The following is a 17,142-nucleotide window of genomic DNA, read 5'->3' as shown; positions in this document are numbered from 1 at the left end:
GCCGCGAACTCCTTCGCCATCGTTTCAGAAAAACGCCTGCAGCCCGGTCACGGCCCGCCCGAGGATCAGCGCATGCACGTCATGCGTGCCCTCATAGGTGTTGACCGTCTCGAGGTTCGCCGCATGACGCATCACATGGTACTCGATCGAGATGCCGTTGCCGCCGTGCATGTCGCGGGCCATGCGGGCGATGTCGAGCGCCTTGCCGCAATTGTTGCGCTTGACCAGAGAGATCATCTCGGGGGCCATCTTGCCCTCGTCCATCAGCCGGCCGACCCGAAGCGAGCCCTGCAGGCCGAGCGAAATCTCGGTCAGCATGTCGGCGTATTTCTTCTGGAAAAACTGGGTCTGGGCCAGCGGCTTGTTGAACTGCCTGCGGTCGAGCCCGTATTGGCGGGCGCGGTGGAAGCAGTCCTCGGCCGCGCCCATCACGCCCCAGGAGATGCCGTAGCGCGCCCGGTTGAGGCAGCCGAACGGACCCTTCAGCCCCGAGACGTTGGGCAGCAGGTTCTCTTCCGGCACGATCACGCCGTCCATGACGATCTCGCCGGTGATCGAGGCGCGCAAGCTGAGCTTGCCGCCGATCTTCGGGGCGGAGAGCCCCTTCATGCCCTTCTCCAGGATGAAGCCGCGAATGGCGTCGTCATGCGCCGTCGACTTCGCCCAGACGACGAAGACGTCGGCGATCGGCGAGTTCGAGATCCACATCTTCGAGCCGGTCAGCTTGTAGCCGTCCGACACCTTCTCGGCGCGGGTCTTCATGCCGGCGGGGTCGGAGCCGGCGTCGGGCTCGGTCAGGCCGAAGCAGCCGACCCATTCGCCGGAGCCGAGCTTTGGCAGGTATGTCTTGCGCTGGGTCTCGTCGCCATAGGCGTAGATAGGATACATCACCAGCGAGGACTGCACGCTCATCATCGAGCGGTAGCCGGAATCGACCCGTTCGACCTCGCGCGCCACCAGCCCGTAGGAGACGTAGTTCGCGCCGGCGCAGCCGTAGTCTTCCGGCACGGTGACGCCGAGCAGGCCGAGCGCGCCCATCTCGTTGAAGATCGAACGGTCGGTCTTCTCCTCGAGATAGGCCTCCGCGACGCGCGGCTGCAGCTTTTCCTGCGCATAGTCGCGCGCCGTGTCACGGATCAGGCGCTCGTCCTCGCTGAGCTGCTCGTCGAGCAAAAATGCGTCGTCCCAGGCGAACTCGGCCAGCTTGTGGCCATGGGCGGTCTTGCGGGCGGCCTCGGACATGGCTTGTCTCCTGACATCCTATTCCATCGTCATCCCGGCGACCGCGGGCAGACCCGGGACCCATTCCGGAACGGTTCAGGCATGGATCCCGGCTCTCCGCTTCGCTTCGGCCGGGATGACACGGCCAAATGTCGCGGCGAGAAATTCTACGACAGCGGTCTACGCGTCGACATCGAAGCTGACGCCCTGCGCGAGCGGCAATGTCGCGCCGTAATTGAGCGTATTCGTGGCCCGGCGCATATAGGCCTTCCAGGCGTCGGAGCCGGCCTCGCGGCCGCCGCCGGTCTCCTTCTCGCCGCCGAACGCCCCGCCGATCTCGGCTCCCGAGGGGCCGATATTGACGTTGGCGATGCCGCAATCGGAGCCCTCGGCCGAAATGAAGGCCTCGGCCTCGCGCATGTCGAGCGTGAAGATCGAGGAGGACAGGCCGGCCCCGACCGCGTTCTGGATCGCGATCGCCTCGGCCAGCATCTTGTATTTCATCACATAGAGGATCGGCGCGAAGGTCTCGCGCTCGACCGGGCCGGTCTGCGCCGGCATCTCGACCAGCGCCGGGCGGACATAGAAGCCGCCCGCGCCGACATCGACGCGCTCGCCGCCATGGACCGTGCCGCCAGCCGCCTTCGCCTCGGACAGCGCCTTCTGCATGCCCTGATAGGCAGCCTCGTCGACCAGCGGGCCGACCAGCACGCCCGCCTCGCGCGGATCGCCGATCGTCACCGAGCCATAGACCTTGATCAGCTTCGGAATCAGCGCGTCGTAGACGCTCTCGTGCACGATCAGGCGGCGCAAGGTGGTGCAGCGCTGGCCGGCCGTGCCCATCGCCGCAAAGGCGATGCCACGCAAGGCGAGGTCGAGATCGGCCGAAGGGGCCACGATCGCGGCGTTGTTGCCGCCGAGCTCGAGGATGGCGCGGGCGAAGCGGCTGGCGAGCTTCTGGCCGACCTCCTTGCCCATCCGCGTCGAGCCTGTGGCCGAGACGACCGGGACACGAGGGTCGGAGACCAGGATGTCGCCGATCTCCCGGCCGCCGATCAGGATTTCCGAAAGGCCGGCAGGGGCTTCGGGGCCGAAGCGCTTCATCGTCTTCTCGACGATGGCCTGCACGGCGAGCGCTGTCAGCGGCGTCTTCTCGGAGGGCTTCCAGACGACGCTGTCGCCGCAGACGAAGGCGAGGGCCGCGTTCCAGGACCAGACCGCGACCGGAAAGTTGAAGGCCGAGATCACGCCGCAGACGCCGAGCGGGTGCCAGGTCTCCATCATGCGATGGTTGGGTCGCTCGGTCGCGATCGTCAGCCCGTAGAGCTGGCGCGACAGGCCGACGGCGAAATCGCAGATGTCGATCATCTCCTGGACCTCGCCGAGGCCCTCGGAGGCGATCTTGCCGGCCTCCAGCGTGACCAGCAGGCCGAGATCGTTCTTCGCGGCGCGCAACTCCTCGCCGAGCAGGCGCACGAACTCGCCGCGACGCGGGGCGGGCGCCCGGCGCCATGCAAGGAACGCCGACTGCGCGCGGCCGATCGCGGCGGTCGCCTCGGCCGGACTGGTCTCGCGCAAGGTCGCGACGGCCTCGGCCGTGATCGGAGAGCTGGCGACGAGGCCGGTCGCCGCGAACGCCGCGTCGGTGACGCCGAGGCGCTTCAGCAGCGCGAGCGCGTCCTTGGGGAGAGGGGAGGTCATGCGATCAGGCCTTCGTCAGTCGTTTGCCGCGGGCTCGCCACCTCGGCGCCGTCATCCCGGACAAGCTGCGAAGCAGCGCCGATCCGGGATCCATCATATGGCAGGAGGGTGCTCCAGGATGGATCCCGAGCCTGCGCTTCGCTTGCCCGGGATGACATGGCGGCGAACGAGCCGGTCGTATTCAGTCCGCACAATGCCCTCTTCCACGCCTCCGCGGCAACCGATATGTTCTCATCGCTTGATGAGAATTGATCATGATCGGTGAATGGGCTCCGGGCCGTCTCAGCGTGCCCTCGCTGTCGGCGCTCGCCGCCTTCGAGGCCGCGGCGCGTCATGGCAGCTTCACCCGCGCCGCCGAGGAGCTCAACCTGACGCAAGGCGCGGTCAGCCGGCAGGTCGCCCATCTCGAACAGGTGCTCGGCGTCGCTTTGTTCGAGCGGGTGCGCCAGCGCGTCAGCCTGACGCCGGCCGGCGGCGCCTATGCCGCCGATATCCGCGACGGCCTCTCGCGCATCGCGGCTGCGACGGTCTCGACCATGGCGTTTCGCGGCGCGGCCGGCGTGCTGCATCTCGCCATCCTGCCGACCTTCGGCACCCGCTGGCTGATCCCGCGCCTGCCGCGCTTCACCGAGGCGCATCCCGGCATCACGATCAATTTCGCCACCAGGCTGGTGCCGTTCGATTTCTCCCGCGAGCCGCTCGACGCCGCGATCCATTTCGGCGATCCGGTCTGGCCTGGCGCAAAACTGCACCGGCTGATGGGCGAGGAGATCGTCCCTGTCGCGGCGCCGGCCCTGGTCGCGCGGCTCGGCCTGGCCGCGCCGGCCGACATGCTGCGCGCGCCCTTGCTGCAGCAATCGACGCGGCCGCGCGCCTGGGCGAACTGGCTGGAACAGCAGGGCCTGCCGCCGAGCCGAGCCCTGATGGGGCCGCGCTTCGAGCAGTTCGCCATGGTCTCGCAGGCCGCGGTCGCGGGGCTGGGCTTAGCCATCGTGCCGCGCTTCCTCGTCGAGGAGGAGCTGCGCGCGGGCTCGCTGGTCATCCCCTTCGATCTGCCGGTCACGGGCTCCGAGGGCTATTATCTGGTCTATCCGGAGACGAAGGATCGCCTGCCGGCGGTGATCGCCTTCCGCGACTGGCTGCTGCGCGAAAGCCAGCTCTGACACCGCCTCTCGACAAGCGGCGCGTGCCGCGTCATTCATTCGCCGAAGTCAACAACCCACGTCGCTCCGCACGGCGGCATCGCACGGATCGTCCCATGTCGCCCCATTCTGACAGCGCCGATGTCGTGATCTGCGGCGGCGCGGCCATCGGCTCCTCGGTCGCCTTCCATCTCGCGGCCGATCCCGGTTTCGGCGGCAAGGTCGTCGTGATCGAGAAGGATCCAAGCTATCGCCATGCGGCTTCGGCGCTCTCGGCCGCCTCGATCCGGCAGCAGTTCTCCAGCCCGGTCAACATCCGCATCTCGCTGCATGGCATCGACTTTCTGCGCAGCATATCGTCTCATCTCGCGGTCGACGGCGAGGTCCCCTCGATCGATCTGCATGAGGGCGGATACCTCTATCTCGCCGGTCCGGAAGATGCGCCGGTCCTCGCCGCGAACCAGCAGGCGCAGGTCCGCGAAGGCGCCGATGTGGCGCTTTATGCCGCGGATTTGCTGCGCAGCAAATTTAGCTGGCTCAATGTCGCGGATCTCGCCTGCGCGAGCTTTGGCGTCAGCGGCGAGGGTTGGTTCGACGGCTGGGCGCTGTTGCAGGCCTATCGCAAAAAGGCGCGTTCGCTCGGCGTCGAATACCGGCAGGGCGAGGTCGCGCGCTACGTCGTCGAGGGCGGACGCGTCGTCGCCGTGGAGCTTGTCGATGGCAGCCGCATCGCTTGCGCCGCCGCCGTCAACGCGACGGGCACTCATGGGGCGAGACTGGCCGCCACGGTCGGCGTCGCGATCCCCGTCAGATCGATGAAGCGCAACGTCTTCACCTGGACCTGCAAGGGCGATGTCGGCAACTGCCCGCTGCTGATCGACACCAGCGGCGTCTGGTGCCGCCCGGAGGGCGCGCGCGGCGGCGACGGCCAGATGTTCATCGGCGGGGCGTCGCCGGCAGCCGACGCGGACCGCGAATGGATCGAGACCGATCCCGATCTCGAGGATGTGGACTGGTCCTTCTTCGAGGAGACGGTGTGGCCGGCGCTGGCGCATCGCATCCCGGCGTTCGAGGAAATCAGGCCCGGCCGGGGCTGGACCGGCCCCTACGACATGAACGCCCTCGATCACAACGCCATCCTGGGCCCGGCGGTCGGCGTGCCGAACCTCTATCTCGCCAACGGCTTTTCCGGCCACGGCCTGCAGCAGTCGCCGGCGGTCGGGCGCGGGCTCGCCGAGCACATCGCGCATGGCCGCTATCGCAGCCTCGATCTTGCCGATCTCGGCCACGGGCGCATCGTGGCGAACCGGCCGCTGTTCGAGGCGAACGTGATCTGAGGAAGCCACGTCGATGATCGACGCCGCCTATGTCGCCGTCATGGCGCGCTACAACGCCTGGCAGAACGAGAGCCTCTATGGGGCTGCCGCGACGCTGAGCGACGAGGCGCGCCGGCAGGATCGCGGCGCCTTTTTCCGGTCGATCCATGGCACCTTCTGTCACCTGCTCTGGGCCGACCGGATGTGGCTCTCGCGCTTCGCCGGGACACCCAAGCCGGGCGTTCCGGGCAGCGAATCCTCCCGTATGATCGAGCCCTGGGACGAACTCGTGGCCGAGCGGCGGGCGACCGACGCGACGATCGCCGACTGGGCGGCCGGGATCGCGCCGGAGTGGCTCTCCGGCGATCTGACCTGGCTGTCAGGCATTTCGCGCCGGGAACTGACCCGGCCCTGCGCGCTGCTGGTCGTGCATTTCTTCAATCACCAGACGCATCATCGCGGCCAGGTCCACGCCATGCTGACGGCAGCCGGCGCAAAGCCGGACGATACCGACCTGATGCTGCTGGGCGCGCCCGGCAAGGCGGGCTGAGCGCGGTCAGGCGGCGGCGCGGCGCGGTTTCGGCGAGGTCTTGCGCGACTTGCCGGCCTCGCCCTCGTCGCGGTCGGGCGGCACGGCCGCCGTCGCGTTCTGGCTGAGCTTCTGGAACAGCCCGAGCCCGACCAGGGCCAGCACCGCGAGCAGGCCGAGCAGGGTCGGGTAGACCATGTCGGCCATCGTCCCGCGCGAGGCCTTGGTGATCAGCACCAGCGATTCCAGGCTGAGCGCGATGATGATGATCGTCATGAACTTCGTCAGCGAGCCGCGCGCCTCGGCCGGGCTGCGCAGTTCGCGGTCGGCGACGACTTCCTCCTCGAACAGGAATTTGCCGACATCGGCGACGGCGACCGCGATGATGACCAGGCCGATGCCGTCGAGCATCGTCTCCAGCGCGCCCTCGCCGGTCCAGAACCCCGTCGCGGTGCGCCAGATCGCGACGCCGATCAGCAGGATCGCGGCGCCGAGCAGGGCGCCGGCTATGGCGGTGTAGAGGATGCGGCTGAACAGGTTCATGGCTGGCGGACTCGAAGGCGGAAAAGCGCGTTGCGCAGCGTCGCATGATTGCGCCTGCGCGGCACGCCCGAAAACGCCGCGCCGGCGAAGGGTTCCGTATCGGCAACGCCCTGTTCCGCTTCAAGCGCATGTGAAGGGACGTGTTTGGACAGGCGCGCCGGTTTTCGTCAGCGTCGGACCAGGATCCGCAGCTTTGGACGTCGCTCATGCGCGTTTCGTCACCGTCGTTCTCGCGTCGCCTGGCTCTGGCGACGCTGCTGCTAGCCAGCGTCTCGGCCGGCGCCGCGATTGGCGGCGAGATCAACGATGTCGACGGCCCGGCGATCAGGGGCTACGATCCCGTCGCCTATTTCACCATGGCCAGGCCGGTCGAGGGCTCGGCGCGGTTCACCAGCGTCCACAAGGGCGCGACCTTCCGGTTCGCCTCGGCCGCCAATCGCGACGCCTTCGTGGCCGCTCCCGAGACATACGCGCCGCAATATGGCGGCTTCTGCGCCTATGGGGCGGCCGGCGGCTACAAGGCTGTGATCGACCCCGCCGCCTGGACGATCGTCGACGGCAAGCTCTACCTGAACTACAACAGGCGCATCCAGGCGAGCTGGAACCAGGACCAGGCCGGTTACATCGCCAAGGCCGACCGGCAATGGCCGGGCGTCGCGCGCCAGGACAAGGTCGTGCGCTAAGACCTGCCGCCTGGCGCCCACGCGGCCGGAGCAGGCGCGCTGCATTGCCGGCCCGCCCCGTCCGCGGCACTCTGGCGAAAGCCGCGGTAGGATCGCCTTCGATGCCCGAACTCAGCAATCTCGCCGCTTTCGCCCTCGTCGCTCTCGGCATGGTGCTGACGCCCGGGCCGAACATGATCTACCTGATCTCGCGCTCGATCGCGCAGGGCAGGGTGGCCGGACTGGGCACGATGCTCGCCGGTCTCGCCGTCAGGATGCGACGGAAGCGCAGCGCTGAATCCTCAGCCCAGCCGGATCGCCTGCGGCTCGATCGCGTAGCGCGCGTCGGCAGCGGCCAGCCCGGCGCCGACTTCGGTCAGGATCGCGGCGAGCGCCTCGAAATCCTGCCGGCGCGGAGAACTCCTGCGCCAGGCGAGGCCGATGGCGCGGCTCGGGTGGGGCAGGGCGAAGCGGAACAGCTTCACCGGCATGTCGGGGCGCATCTCGATCGCCAGCGCCATGGCAGGCATCAGCGTGGTGCCGAAACCGTTGGCGACCATCTGCATGATCGTCGACAGGCTGGACGCGCCGTATTGCCGGCGCGATTCGAGCCGTGTCGTGCGGCAGACGCTGAGCGCCTGGTCGCGCAGGCAATGCCCTTCCTCCAGCAACAGCAGGGTGTCGCCCGAGAGCGCGGCATCCGGCGAAAAGCGGGCGCCGTTCTGGCCGGGCTCCGCCGGCACCACCAGAAGGAACGGATCGTCGAACAGCGCGAGCGTTTCCAGTCCGGCCCGCTCTACCGGCAGCGACAGCAGGGCGACGTCGAGCGCGCCGTCCGCGAGCTCGTCGAGCAGCGTCGCGGTCTGCGTCTCGCGCAGCCTGAGCTCGAGGCCAGGGAAACGCCGTTGCAGGAGCGGCAGCGTCGCCGGCAGCAGATAGGGGGCGATCGAGGGGATGACGCCGAGATCGAGCGGCCCGCTCAGCAGGTTCGGGCGATGCCGCGCATGATCGACCAGGTCGCTCGCCTCCAGCAGGATGCGGCGCGCCCGTTCGGCGATCTCGACGCCGCTTTCGGTGAGCGTGACGGCGTTGCGGCGGCGCTCGATCAGCCGGCAGCCGAGATAAGTCTCCAGTTCCTGAACCTGCAGCGACAGCGCCGGCTGGCTGACATGGCACTCCTGCGCGGCACGGCCGAAATGGCGGTGCCTCGCCACGGCGGCGAAATAGCGGAGCTGTTTTAAAGTGATCATGTCGATTTGATAAACTTATCGTTCTGTCGCGTAAACGGTATTGGACAATATCGTCACGGAAGGCTGTTACTTCGTCCAATTCCAGTCTTGCTCCCATGGCAGACACTGGCGCTTTCGCGACGATGGAGAACGATATGTCGAAGATCATGACCACGACGGCCGGCGCAGCCGTTCCCGACAACCAGAACTCCCTGACCGCCGGCGAGCGCGGCCCGGTCCTGCTGCAGGACTATCAGCTCATCGAGAAACTGGCGCACCAGAACCGCGAGCGCATCCCCGAGCGCGCCGTCCACGCCAAGGGTTGGGGCGCCTATGGCACGCTGAAGATCACCGGCGACATCTCGAAATACACCAGGGCCAAGGTTCTCCAGCCTGGCGCCGAGACGCCGATGCTGGCGCGCTTCTCGACTGTCGCTGGCGAGCAGGGCGCGGCCGACGCCGAGCGCGACGTGCGCGGCTTCGCGCTGAAATTCTACACCGAGGAGGGCAACTGGGACCTCGTCGGCAACAACACGCCGGTCTTCTTCGTGCGCGATCCGGTCAAGTTCCCCGACTTCATCCACACCCAGAAGCGCCACCCCAAGACCAATATGCGCTCGCCCACCGCGATGTGGGACTTCTGGTCGCTGAGCCCGGAGAGCCTGCACCAGGTCACCATCCTGATGTCCGATCGCGGCCTGCCGACGGATGTCCGCCACATCAACGGCTACGGCTCGCACACCTTCTCGCTCTGGAACGATTCAGGCGAGCGCTACTGGGTCAAGTTCCACTTCAAGACCCTGCAGGGCCACCGGCACTGGACCAACGAGGAAGGCGAGAAGGTCATCGGCAAGACCCGCGAGTCGACGCAGGAGGACCTGTTCAACGCGCTGGAGCGCGGCGACTATCCGAGGTGGAAGGTCCAGGTCCAGATCATGCCGGAACTCGACGCCGAGAAGACGTCCTACAACCCCTTCGACCTGACCAAGGTCTGGCCGCATGCCGAGTTCCCGCCGATCGACATCGGCGTGATGGAGCTGAACCGGAACCCGGAGAACTATTTCGCCGAGATCGAGAACGCGGCCTTCTCGCCGTCGAACATCGTGCCGGGCATCGGCTTCTCGCCCGACAAGATGCTCCAGGCCCGCATCTTCTCCTATGCCGACGCCCACCGGCACCGGCTCGGCACGCATTACGAGACCATCCCGGTCAACCAGCCGGTCAACGCGGTGCGCCACTATCATCGCGACGGCCAGATGAACACGTTCGGCGGCATCCGCACCGGCAATCCGAACGCCTATTACGAACCGAATTCCTTCGGCGGGCCGGTCGAGGCGCCCGCCGCCAAGGAGCCGCCGCTGCGCATCTCGGGCGATGCGGCGCGCTACAACCACCGCATCGGCAATGACGACTATTCGCAGCCGCGCGCGCTGTTCAATCTGTTCGACCAGGGCGAGAAGGACAGGCTGTGCTCGAACATCGCGGCCGCGATGGGGGGAATCCCGCAAGAGATCGAGGAGCGCCAGCTGGCGCATTTCGACAAGGTCCACCCCGACTACGGCAACGGCGTGCGCCGCGCGCTGGCCAGGGCCGACGGCCGCGCCCGCCCGGCGATCTCGGTGATGCCGCGGACGCCGCAGCAGGCCGCCGAGTAAGCCGGACCACGACGCTCGAAACGATGAAACCCGCCTGCTCCGGCAGGCGGGTTTCCGGTGTGAGCGATCCGCCGGCCGAAAGCGAACGCCGAAACTCACCGTCGCCGGCTTCGGAACAGATTGGTGAAGCGAACCATGGCGTCCAAAATCGGTCGCGCCATATAGAAGTAGCGATATCCCCTGCTGCGCATCAGCCGGACATGGACGGCGATCCTCAGCTTCAGGAACCGCGATACGGCCGGCTGGCCGCGAACCAGGGCGACATACTCATCCGCGATGCTGAGATACTCTTCCTTGTGGTCGGTGTACTTGCCGGATTTTCCCAATGCCGCGGAACTGGCTTCCGACATGATCAGATGGTGGAAACGAGGGATCAGCGCGTCACGTATGTAGTATCGTATTTTCGCCTTCTCGTCGGGATAGTGCGTGACGAGCTTCTTGAAATAAAGCATTCGCGAGCGCGCCATCCGGATGCTGTGCGACGCGCTTTCTCCGTTGATGCACCACACCGTCACGGACTTCTCGGTGAAGTAGTTCGTGAAGCCGGATCGAAAAATTCTGAGGAAGAGGTCATCGTCCTCATAGCCGATGAACTGAACGTCGAAGCCTCCGACACGCTCGAATGCGGCTCGCGAGATCAGCGAGGCCGAAGGCAACACAAACATGTCGTAACTCAATATATGGATCAGGTTTTTCTTCGGGTGGAGCGAGTGGTCCTGTACGATGTTTGTTTTCACGATGTTGCCATCGCCGTCCGCCTCGAAGAGATCGCCATAGACCCACCCGAAATGCGGGTCGCGCTCGGGCATGGCGGCGATCAAGGTTTCGATGTGGTCTTTGAGAAAGAAGTCGTCCTGATCGAGAAAGCATATGTAATCCGATCGGCTGGCCGCGACGCCGACGTTCCGGGCGGAACCCTGCCCCCCATTCTCTTTCCAGATGACGGAAAACCCCATCCCATCGGCGATGTCTTTCAGGCGCCGAGATTCGTCGGGACTGGATCCGTCATCGACGACGATCAATTCGTTCGGCGGGACCGTCTGGTCCAGGACGCTTTGGACGGATCGTTCGATGAAACGGGATCCGTTGTAGAACGGAATCACGACAACGACGGACGTATTCTGAAATCGATGCTTTAATCTGGTTTCTTCGTATTCTGAACGCAATGAATTCGTCACTTATATAAACCCGGCGGCGGATTTCTATTGCGAGATTATCATGGAAATTAAAAATTGAATTGTGTTTTTGGTCGCTCCAATGAACGGGCATTCATAAGGCGCATTCTGAGTTCAGTAGATCCGATCGCAGGCCGGCGGTTTGAGGCAACCGCCCGATGAAACGAGGCCAAGTTTCCTTTAACCGTCTCGGCCCATATCAGGCGACGGCGCGCATCCGGGGAGTCGGCTCGCCCATCGTCGCCAGCTCGATCTCGGCCTCCAGCCGCGCCGCCTTGATGCGCGCGACCGCGTCGGCGACGTTCTGGGCCGAATGCCTGGCCATGACCTGCATCCGGAAGCGCGCCGCGCCCTTGCCGACCGCCGGATACTCGACGAGGTTGCAGAGCAGGCCGAGCCCCGGCAGGCGGCGCGAGACGAGGCGCGCGAGCCCCTCGGTGCCCATCCTGACCGCGACGATCGCCGACGGGTCGCCGTAATGGCCGAGCCCCGCTTCCTCGAGCTGGCGGCGCAGCTCCAGCACGTTGCTCATCAGCGCGTCGCGCAGCAGCTTGCCCTCTGGCGACTCGACGATCTCGAAGGCCTTGAGCACGATCGCGGCGTTCACCGGCGACATCGCGTTCGAGAAGGTGGCCGGCGCCGAGTAGAAGCGCAGATACTCCTTCACCGCCCGGTCCCTGACCGCCACGAAGCCGCCGTTCGAGGCGAAGGTCTTCGAGAACGACCCCATCACGATGTCGACCTTGCCGATCATGTCCTGGATGCCGATATGGCCGCGCCCGTCCTCGCCGAGCGCGCCGAGATCATGCGCGACGTCGACCATCAGCGTGGCGTTGAACTCGTTGCAGAGTTCCTGCATCGCCTTGAGGTCCGGCGTGTCGGAGTCCATCGAGAACAGGCCTTCCGTCACCACCATGATGCCATTCTCGGTGTCGGTCGCGCGGATCTTCTCCAGCCAGCGCCGGCAATGGGCCATGTCGAGATGGCGGAACTGGTAGATGTTGCGGGTCGCGGCGTTGGCGCCCTCCTGCAGGCAGGTGTGGGACAGCGTGTCCATGACGATGTGGTCGGACGAGCGCACCAGCCCCTTGATCACGCCGAAGCCCGCGCCCCAGCCGGTCGGGTAGAGCAGCGCGTCCTCCATGCCGAGGAACGCGGCGATCTTCCTTTCCAGCGCGACCGAGGCGGTGGTGTTGCCCACCAGCGCGGGCGAGCCCGCGCTGTGCACGCCGTAGCGCTCGATCGCCTCCAAGGCGACCGCCTTGATTTCGGGGTTCGAGGACAGGCTGAGATAGTCCTGCGAGGCGAAGTTGACGCCCTGCATGGCGATGCCGCGGTCGTCGGCGGCCGAGACCTCGGTGCGCGGCCCGAAATCGGTCGCCCGCGAGAACGGCCAGACGCCGTTCTGCCGGCGCAGGTTCTGCCACTTGAAGAAATTGCCGACGCGGCGCTCGAGATCGTTGCCGGCCGGCACCCGGAAATCGCGCATGCTGCCCGTCAGGGCGTCAGGCGGCACCTCGTCATAGATCGTCTTCATCACCCGACACCTCAACCGAACCTGTTGATTTGCGATCTTGTCGTCGCTGGGATGACGATAGGGGGCTCTCTTTAAGATTGCGTTGAAAACACAAGTATTTCATTGTGTTAGCAGTAATTTTACCGTGTCTTCGCGGCTGTGGTTACCAAAGAGTCGGCGCGGATTCGGCTTTGACCGGGCCGATTCAACCCTGAGGACTGGCGAGCTGTTCGGAGGCGGGCCGGCACAATCTGGAATTGCGTGACCATTCGTTGACTCTCTTGCGGATCGGGCTCCGCCGGCAGGCCGACGCGATCCGCCTTGCCGCGGGCGCCGGATCGCGTGATCGTGTCGATCCATGCGAGCCGACGCCTCTATCATCGGCGCCTTCCGGGCCGGCGTGGCGCCGTCGCGCCGGCCCCCTCCGGGATCAGGGGCCTGAGACGATGACCATCAAAGCCTTCGTCTTCGACGCCTATGGCACGCTCTACGACGTGCAGTCCGTGGCCGGCGTCATGGATGAGGCGTTTCCCGGCCATGGCGACTACATCACGCAGGCCTGGCGCATGAAGCAACTCGAATATACCTGGCTGCGTTCGCTGATGGGCGCTTACGAGGACTTCTGGTCGGTGACGCAGGCTTCGCTCGCCTACACGCTGAAGACGCTCGGACTCGAAGCCGCGCCCGGGCTGATCGAGCGGCTGGCCGAAGCCTACAGCACCCTCGCGCTTTATCCCGATTCCCGCGCCGCGCTCGAGGCGCTCTCGGGTTATGACCGCGCGATCTTCTCCAACGGCAGCCCGGCGATGCTGTCGGCGCTCGTCGCCAACAGCGGCCTCATTGGCCTGCTGAAGGCCGTGCTCAGCGTCGACGCGAAACGCGTCTACAAGCCGGATCCGCGCGGCTACGAACTGATCGGGGAGAGCCTCGGCGTCGCCCGCGACGAGATCGTCTTCGTCTCCTCCAACGGCTTCGACATCGCCGGCGCGAAAGCCTTCGGGTTGAAGGTGGCGCGCATCGAGCGCGTCTCGCCGGCGGCGCTCCGGCACGAACTCGCAGCGCCGGGCACGATCGCGCCGAAGACGATGTTCAAGGCGCTGCGGATGCAGGCGGAGACGCTCGGCTTTGAGCCCGACTGGACGATCGCATCGCTGGGCGAATTGAAGAGCCTGATCGCGTGACGGCACGACTGAAGCGCTGCGAAGCGTCGGCGATGGGGAAGGGTGGTGCCGCTTGAGGGATTCGAACCCCCGACCCCCTCATTACGAATGAGGTGCTCTACCAGCTGAGCTAAAGCGGCGACGCGGGCAGGCTCTATCAGCCCGCCCGATTCTTGGCAAGGATTCCCGGCGAGGCGAACTCCGGTCTACGCCAGCCCCGTTACGATGTCCTGAGCTTTTCGGTCTCGGGCTTTTCCTGCCCCAAAGCCACGATGCCGCGCCGGATCGCACGGGTGCGGGTGAAGTGCTTGTGCAGCGTCTCGCCGTCGCCATAGCGGATCGCGCGCGTCAGCAGCGAGAGGTCCTCGCTGAAGCGGCCGAGCATCTCCAGCACGGCGTCCTTGTTGTGCAGGAAGACGTCGCGCCACATCGTCGGGTCGCTTGCGGCGATGCGGGTGAAATCGCGAAAGCCGCCGGCCGAGAACTTGATCACCTCCGACTGCGTCACCGCCGCCAGATCCTCGGCCGTGCCGACGATGGTGTAGGCGATCAGATGCGGCAGATGGCTGGTGATGCCGAGCACGAGGTCGTGGTGCTGCGGCGTCATCACCTCGACGATCGCCGCCATGCCCTCCCAGAACTGGCGCGTGCGCGATATGGCCGTCTCGTCGGCGCCCTCCGGCGGGGTCAGGATGCACCAGCGGTTGAGGAACAGGCTCGGGAAGCCGGCGTCGGGGCCGGAATTCTCGGTGCCGGCGACGGGATGGGCCGGGACGAAATGCACGCCGGCGGGCAGATGCGGCGTCACCGCCTCGACCACCGAATTCTTGACCGAGCCGACATCGGACAGGATCGCGCCCGGCTTGAGGCTGCCCGCGATCTCGGCCGCGACGGCGCCGCAGGCCCCGACCGGCACGCACAGGATGACGTGGTCGGCGTCGCGCGCGGCCTCGGCCGCCGTCTCGGCTATCATGTGCCCAAGCCCGAGTTCGCGCGCCCGGCGGCGCACCCCCTCGTCGCGGTCGGCGAGCACGATCTCGCCGGCGAGGTTCAGCGCCTTCGCCGCGTGCGCGATCGAGGAGCCGATCAGGCCGATGCCGATGATGGCGAGGCGGCCGAAGATCGGCTCGTCCCGGCGCGGCGCGAAGCTCTCGGCCGGTCCGGCCCCGGGCGCGCTCATGCCTTGTCCTTCAGGAAATCGGCGAGCGCGGCGACGACGAGGCGGTTGGCCTCCTCGCTGCCGATTGTCATGCGCAGGCAGTTCGGCAGGCCATAGGCCCCGACCCCGCGCAGGATCAGGCCGCGTTGCGTCAGGAAGGCGTCGGCCTCCTTCGCCGTCTTGCCCGGCGTCTCCGGGAAATGGATCAGCACGAAATTGCCGACCGAGGGCGTCACGGTCAGGCCGAGCGTCTCCAGCTCGCTCGTCGTCCAGGCGAGCCAGCGATCGTTGTGCTCGTTCGCGCTGGCGACATGGGCCTCGTCGGCGATGGCCGCGGAGCCCGCCTCGATCGCCGCGCCGTTGACGTTGAACGGCCCGCGGATGCGGTTCAGCGCATCGACGAGATGGGCCGGCCCGTAGAGCCAGCCGAGCCGCAGGTTCGCCAGCCCGTAGATCTTCGAGAAGGTCCGCGTCATCACGACGTTGTCGCAGGTCGCGACCAGTTCGAGCCCGGAGGCATAGTCGTTGCGCCGGACATATTCGGCATAGGCCGCGTCGAGCACGAGCAGCACATGCGGCGGCAGGCCGGCCTGCAGCCGCTTGACCTCGTCGAAGGGAATATAGGTGCCGGTCGGGTTGTTGGGGTTGGCGAGGAAGACGATCCTGGTCCTCGGCGTCACGGCCGCCAGGATCGCGTCGATATCGGCGGTGAAGTTCGTTTCCGGCGCCACGACCGGCTTGCCGCCCATGGCCATGATCGCGATGCGGTAGACCAGGAAGCCGTGCTCGGTGAAGACGCCCTCGTCGCCGGGACCGAGATAGGCCTTGGTGATCAGTTCGAGCAGTTCGTCGGAGCCGTTGCCGCAGATGATACGCGCCGGATCGAGCCCGTAGCGCCCGGCGATCGCCTCGCGCAGCCTGGTCGCCGAGCCGTCGGGATAGAGTTCGAGCTTGGCCGAGAGCCCGCCATAGGCCGCGACCGCCTTGGGGCTCGGGCCGAGCGGCGTCTCGTTCGAGGAGAGCTTGTGCAGCTTCACGCCGGCGGGCGCGGCCGATTTGCCGGGCACATAGGCTTCGATGTCGAGGACGCCGGCACGGGGAACGGGGCGGGAGGCGGTCATGGCGGTCGAACCTTGAACGTAGGCGTGATCAGCGGACGGATTTGACGGAAAAGCGCGCGGCGTGGCTGCCGATCTCGGAGAAGTCGCTCAGGCCCGCCGGCTCCAGCGCCTTGCGGATCGCGCCCTGGTCGGCTTCGCCGGAGGCCGCGACGAGCAGCGAAAGATGCGAGCCGTCCGCCGCGCTGGCCGAGACCTCGGCGAGATGCCCCGCCAGCCCGGAGCGCAGGGTCTCCGACCAGCGCTCGACGCGGGCCGCATAGAGCACGATCTCGCGCATGGCGGCGTCCGCCAAGGGCTTTGCGATGCAATAGACCGGCGTGCCGGCGGGATGGTCCGGCCGCTCGATGAAGGGCAGGCGCGCGATGATCTTGGGCGCGTCGGGGCCGATCAGGTCGCGCCACCAGATGCCGGCGCTGGCGCCCTGGTCCATCCGGAAGATGCCGAGATCTCCGGCCGAGACCGCCACGGCGCGGATCACGGCGCGCGCATCCTCATGCGCGACGAAGGGCACGGTGAAGCCGAAATGGAAGCGGGCCGAATCGCGCATCGCCGCGTCGCCGCCGGAAATCTCGGCATGGACGGCGTAGTTCGCCTGCACATAGGTGAAGGTCGCGATGATGATGCGCCAGATGCCCTCGATCGTGTCGAGCGGCAGCAGGCCCTTATGACGCAGCGCCAGCCGCTTCATCATGTCGGCTTCGCGGCCCGGCCGGAAAGCCGAGCCCGACACCTGCGTCTTCTTGACCGCGATCAGCGTCTCGATGATCGAGGAGCGCTCCATCAGCAGCGCATGCATCTCGCCGTCGATGCGGTCGATCTCGGCGCGCAGATCGGCGAGGGTGGTCGGGGCTGCTGAGGTCATGATGCGATCTTGGCGGTTTCGCGCGTCTCTTAGCTGCCGCCTCGAGACTTGGCAAAGCTACATGGTGCACCCGCGCGTTGACAGCCGCGCTTGCAGACGGCACCAATCGAGTTCGATTTTCCGAACGAGCCGACCGGCAAGACAAATCATT

General features: G+C 66.6%; 15 protein-coding genes, 1 tRNA gene and 1 pseudogene. 7 read left to right on the top strand and 10 right to left on the bottom strand.

Annotation, left to right across the window (positions count from 1 at the left end; genetic code table 11):
- Window positions 1–24: 24 nt before the first annotated feature.
- Both AC1RRW_RS05555 and amaB read right to left on the bottom strand, forming a co-directional pair.
- Window positions 25–1,242 carry an acyl-CoA dehydrogenase gene (locus tag AC1RRW_RS05555; RefSeq protein WP_492899550.1) on the bottom strand — a complete coding sequence of 406 codons (1,218 nt, stop codon included), beginning with the start codon at window positions 1,240–1,242 and terminating at the stop codon, window positions 25–27.
- A gap of 159 nt (window positions 1,243–1,401) precedes the next feature.
- Window positions 1,402–2,922 carry an L-piperidine-6-carboxylate dehydrogenase gene (gene amaB, locus AC1RRW_RS05550; protein WP_492899549.1) on the bottom strand — a complete coding sequence of 507 codons (1,521 nt, stop codon included), beginning with the start codon at window positions 2,920–2,922 and terminating at the stop codon, window positions 1,402–1,404.
- 254 nt (window positions 2,923–3,176) lie between these two features.
- Here amaB and AC1RRW_RS05545 point away from each other — a divergent pair, with 254 nt between their 5' ends.
- The 3 genes from AC1RRW_RS05545 (at window position 3,177) to AC1RRW_RS05535 (ending at window position 5,930) form a co-directional block, all read left to right on the top strand.
- Window positions 3,177–4,085 (top strand): LysR family transcriptional regulator, encoded by a 909-nt coding sequence (locus AC1RRW_RS05545; RefSeq protein ID WP_492899548.1) that lies wholly within the window; start codon window positions 3,177–3,179, stop codon window positions 4,083–4,085.
- A 95-nt stretch (window positions 4,086–4,180) separates the two neighbouring features.
- The gene (locus AC1RRW_RS05540; RefSeq protein ID WP_492899547.1) at window positions 4,181–5,401 is read left to right on the top strand and encodes an NAD(P)/FAD-dependent oxidoreductase; all 1,221 of its coding nucleotides are present in this window, start codon (window positions 4,181–4,183) and stop codon (window positions 5,399–5,401) included.
- A gap of 13 nt (window positions 5,402–5,414) precedes the next feature.
- Window positions 5,415–5,930 carry a DinB family protein gene (locus AC1RRW_RS05535; RefSeq protein ID WP_492899546.1) on the top strand — a complete coding sequence of 172 codons (516 nt, stop codon included), beginning with the start codon at window positions 5,415–5,417 and terminating at the stop codon, window positions 5,928–5,930.
- A gap of 6 nt (window positions 5,931–5,936) precedes the next feature.
- Here the strand turns inward: AC1RRW_RS05535 and AC1RRW_RS05530 are convergent, their stop codons facing one another.
- Complete coding sequence (locus tag AC1RRW_RS05530) at window positions 5,937–6,452, bottom strand: GNAT family acetyltransferase (protein ID WP_492899545.1); 516 nt, start codon at window positions 6,450–6,452, stop codon at window positions 5,937–5,939.
- 206 nt (window positions 6,453–6,658) lie between these two features.
- Here AC1RRW_RS05530 and AC1RRW_RS05525 point away from each other — a divergent pair, with 206 nt between their 5' ends.
- Window positions 6,659–7,135, top strand: a complete 477-nt coding sequence (locus tag AC1RRW_RS05525; protein ID WP_492899544.1) for a YHS domain-containing (seleno)protein — start codon at window positions 6,659–6,661, stop codon at window positions 7,133–7,135.
- A 101-nt stretch (window positions 7,136–7,236) separates the two neighbouring features.
- Window positions 7,237–7,386, top strand: a pseudogene (locus AC1RRW_RS05520) (LysE family translocator); the annotation flags it as partial.
- Window positions 7,387–7,416: 30 nt separating this feature from the next.
- On the opposite strand, the gene AC1RRW_RS05515 reads toward AC1RRW_RS05520, so the two are convergent.
- The gene (locus tag AC1RRW_RS05515) at window positions 7,417–8,364 is read right to left on the bottom strand and encodes a hydrogen peroxide-inducible genes activator (RefSeq protein ID WP_492899543.1); all 948 of its coding nucleotides are present in this window, start codon (window positions 8,362–8,364) and stop codon (window positions 7,417–7,419) included.
- 134 nt (window positions 8,365–8,498) lie between these two features.
- Between AC1RRW_RS05515 and katA the strand changes: the two genes are divergently transcribed.
- The gene (gene katA / locus AC1RRW_RS05510; RefSeq protein ID WP_492899542.1) at window positions 8,499–9,998 is read left to right on the top strand and encodes a catalase KatA; all 1,500 of its coding nucleotides are present in this window, start codon (window positions 8,499–8,501) and stop codon (window positions 9,996–9,998) included.
- 95 nt (window positions 9,999–10,093) lie between these two features.
- Here the strand turns inward: katA and AC1RRW_RS05505 are convergent, their stop codons facing one another.
- On the bottom strand, window positions 10,094–11,101 hold the full coding sequence (locus tag AC1RRW_RS05505) for a glycosyltransferase family 2 protein (protein WP_492899541.1): 1,008 nt from the start codon (window positions 11,099–11,101) through the stop codon (window positions 10,094–10,096).
- A gap of 271 nt (window positions 11,102–11,372) precedes the next feature.
- A complete protein-coding gene (locus AC1RRW_RS05500) occupies window positions 11,373–12,710 on the bottom strand; it encodes an aminotransferase class I/II-fold pyridoxal phosphate-dependent enzyme (RefSeq protein ID WP_492899540.1) in 1,338 nt (445 codons plus the stop codon).
- A 425-nt stretch (window positions 12,711–13,135) separates the two neighbouring features.
- Here AC1RRW_RS05500 and AC1RRW_RS05495 point away from each other — a divergent pair, with 425 nt between their 5' ends.
- Entirely contained in the window at window positions 13,136–13,870 is a 735-nt protein-coding gene (locus tag AC1RRW_RS05495) for a haloacid dehalogenase type II (RefSeq protein ID WP_492899539.1), read from the top strand.
- Window positions 13,871–13,913: 43 nt separating this feature from the next.
- Here AC1RRW_RS05495 and AC1RRW_RS05490 read toward each other — a convergent pair.
- The 4 genes from AC1RRW_RS05490 to AC1RRW_RS05475 form a co-directional block, all read right to left on the bottom strand.
- Window positions 13,914–13,989, bottom strand: a tRNA-Thr gene (locus AC1RRW_RS05490).
- Window positions 13,990–14,069: 80 nt separating this feature from the next.
- Window positions 14,070–15,029 carry a prephenate/arogenate dehydrogenase family protein gene (locus AC1RRW_RS05485; RefSeq protein WP_492899538.1) on the bottom strand — a complete coding sequence of 320 codons (960 nt, stop codon included), beginning with the start codon at window positions 15,027–15,029 and terminating at the stop codon, window positions 14,070–14,072.
- The gene (gene hisC / locus AC1RRW_RS05480) at window positions 15,026–16,129 is read right to left on the bottom strand and encodes a histidinol-phosphate transaminase (RefSeq protein ID WP_492899537.1); all 1,104 of its coding nucleotides are present in this window, start codon (window positions 16,127–16,129) and stop codon (window positions 15,026–15,028) included. Before hisC ends, AC1RRW_RS05485 begins: the two co-directional genes overlap by 4 nt.
- 28 nt (window positions 16,130–16,157) lie before the next feature.
- On the bottom strand, window positions 16,158–16,991 hold the full coding sequence (locus AC1RRW_RS05475) for a chorismate mutase (RefSeq protein ID WP_492899536.1): 834 nt from the start codon (window positions 16,989–16,991) through the stop codon (window positions 16,158–16,160).
- Window positions 16,992–17,142: the final 151 nt, after the last annotated feature.

It is taken from the genome of Allobosea sp. GW821-FHT12C12 (assembly GCF_058807355.1).
Note: the sequence above shows the minus strand (reverse complement) of the source record. Positions and strands in the feature narration are given on the sequence as shown.

Excerpts from the sequence above, each read along its gene's own strand:
- AC1RRW_RS05555 (WP_492899550.1), bottom strand. The coding sequence starts at position 1,242 with ATGTCCGAGGCCGCCCGCAAGACCGCCCATGGCCACAAGCTGGCCGAG.
- amaB (WP_492899549.1), bottom strand. The coding sequence starts at position 2,922 with ATGACCTCCCCTCTCCCCAAGGACGCGCTCGCGCTGCTGAAGCGCCTC.
- AC1RRW_RS05545 (WP_492899548.1), top strand. The coding sequence starts at position 3,177 with ATGATCGGTGAATGGGCTCCGGGCCGTCTCAGCGTGCCCTCGCTGTCG.
- AC1RRW_RS05540 (WP_492899547.1), top strand. The coding sequence starts at position 4,181 with ATGTCGCCCCATTCTGACAGCGCCGATGTCGTGATCTGCGGCGGCGCG.
- AC1RRW_RS05535 (WP_492899546.1), top strand. The coding sequence starts at position 5,415 with ATGATCGACGCCGCCTATGTCGCCGTCATGGCGCGCTACAACGCCTGG.
- AC1RRW_RS05530 (WP_492899545.1), bottom strand. The coding sequence starts at position 6,452 with ATGAACCTGTTCAGCCGCATCCTCTACACCGCCATAGCCGGCGCCCTG.
- AC1RRW_RS05525 (WP_492899544.1), top strand. The coding sequence starts at position 6,659 with ATGCGCGTTTCGTCACCGTCGTTCTCGCGTCGCCTGGCTCTGGCGACG.
- AC1RRW_RS05515 (WP_492899543.1), bottom strand. The coding sequence starts at position 8,364 with ATGATCACTTTAAAACAGCTCCGCTATTTCGCCGCCGTGGCGAGGCAC.
- katA (WP_492899542.1), top strand. The coding sequence starts at position 8,499 with ATGTCGAAGATCATGACCACGACGGCCGGCGCAGCCGTTCCCGACAAC.
- AC1RRW_RS05500 (WP_492899540.1), bottom strand. The coding sequence starts at position 12,710 with ATGAAGACGATCTATGACGAGGTGCCGCCTGACGCCCTGACGGGCAGC.
- AC1RRW_RS05495 (WP_492899539.1), top strand. The coding sequence starts at position 13,136 with ATGACCATCAAAGCCTTCGTCTTCGACGCCTATGGCACGCTCTACGAC.
- AC1RRW_RS05485 (WP_492899538.1), bottom strand. The coding sequence starts at position 15,029 with ATGAGCGCGCCCGGGGCCGGACCGGCCGAGAGCTTCGCGCCGCGCCGG.
- hisC (WP_492899537.1), bottom strand. The coding sequence starts at position 16,129 with ATGACCGCCTCCCGCCCCGTTCCCCGTGCCGGCGTCCTCGACATCGAA.
- AC1RRW_RS05475 (WP_492899536.1), bottom strand. The coding sequence starts at position 16,991 with ATGACCTCAGCAGCCCCGACCACCCTCGCCGATCTGCGCGCCGAGATC.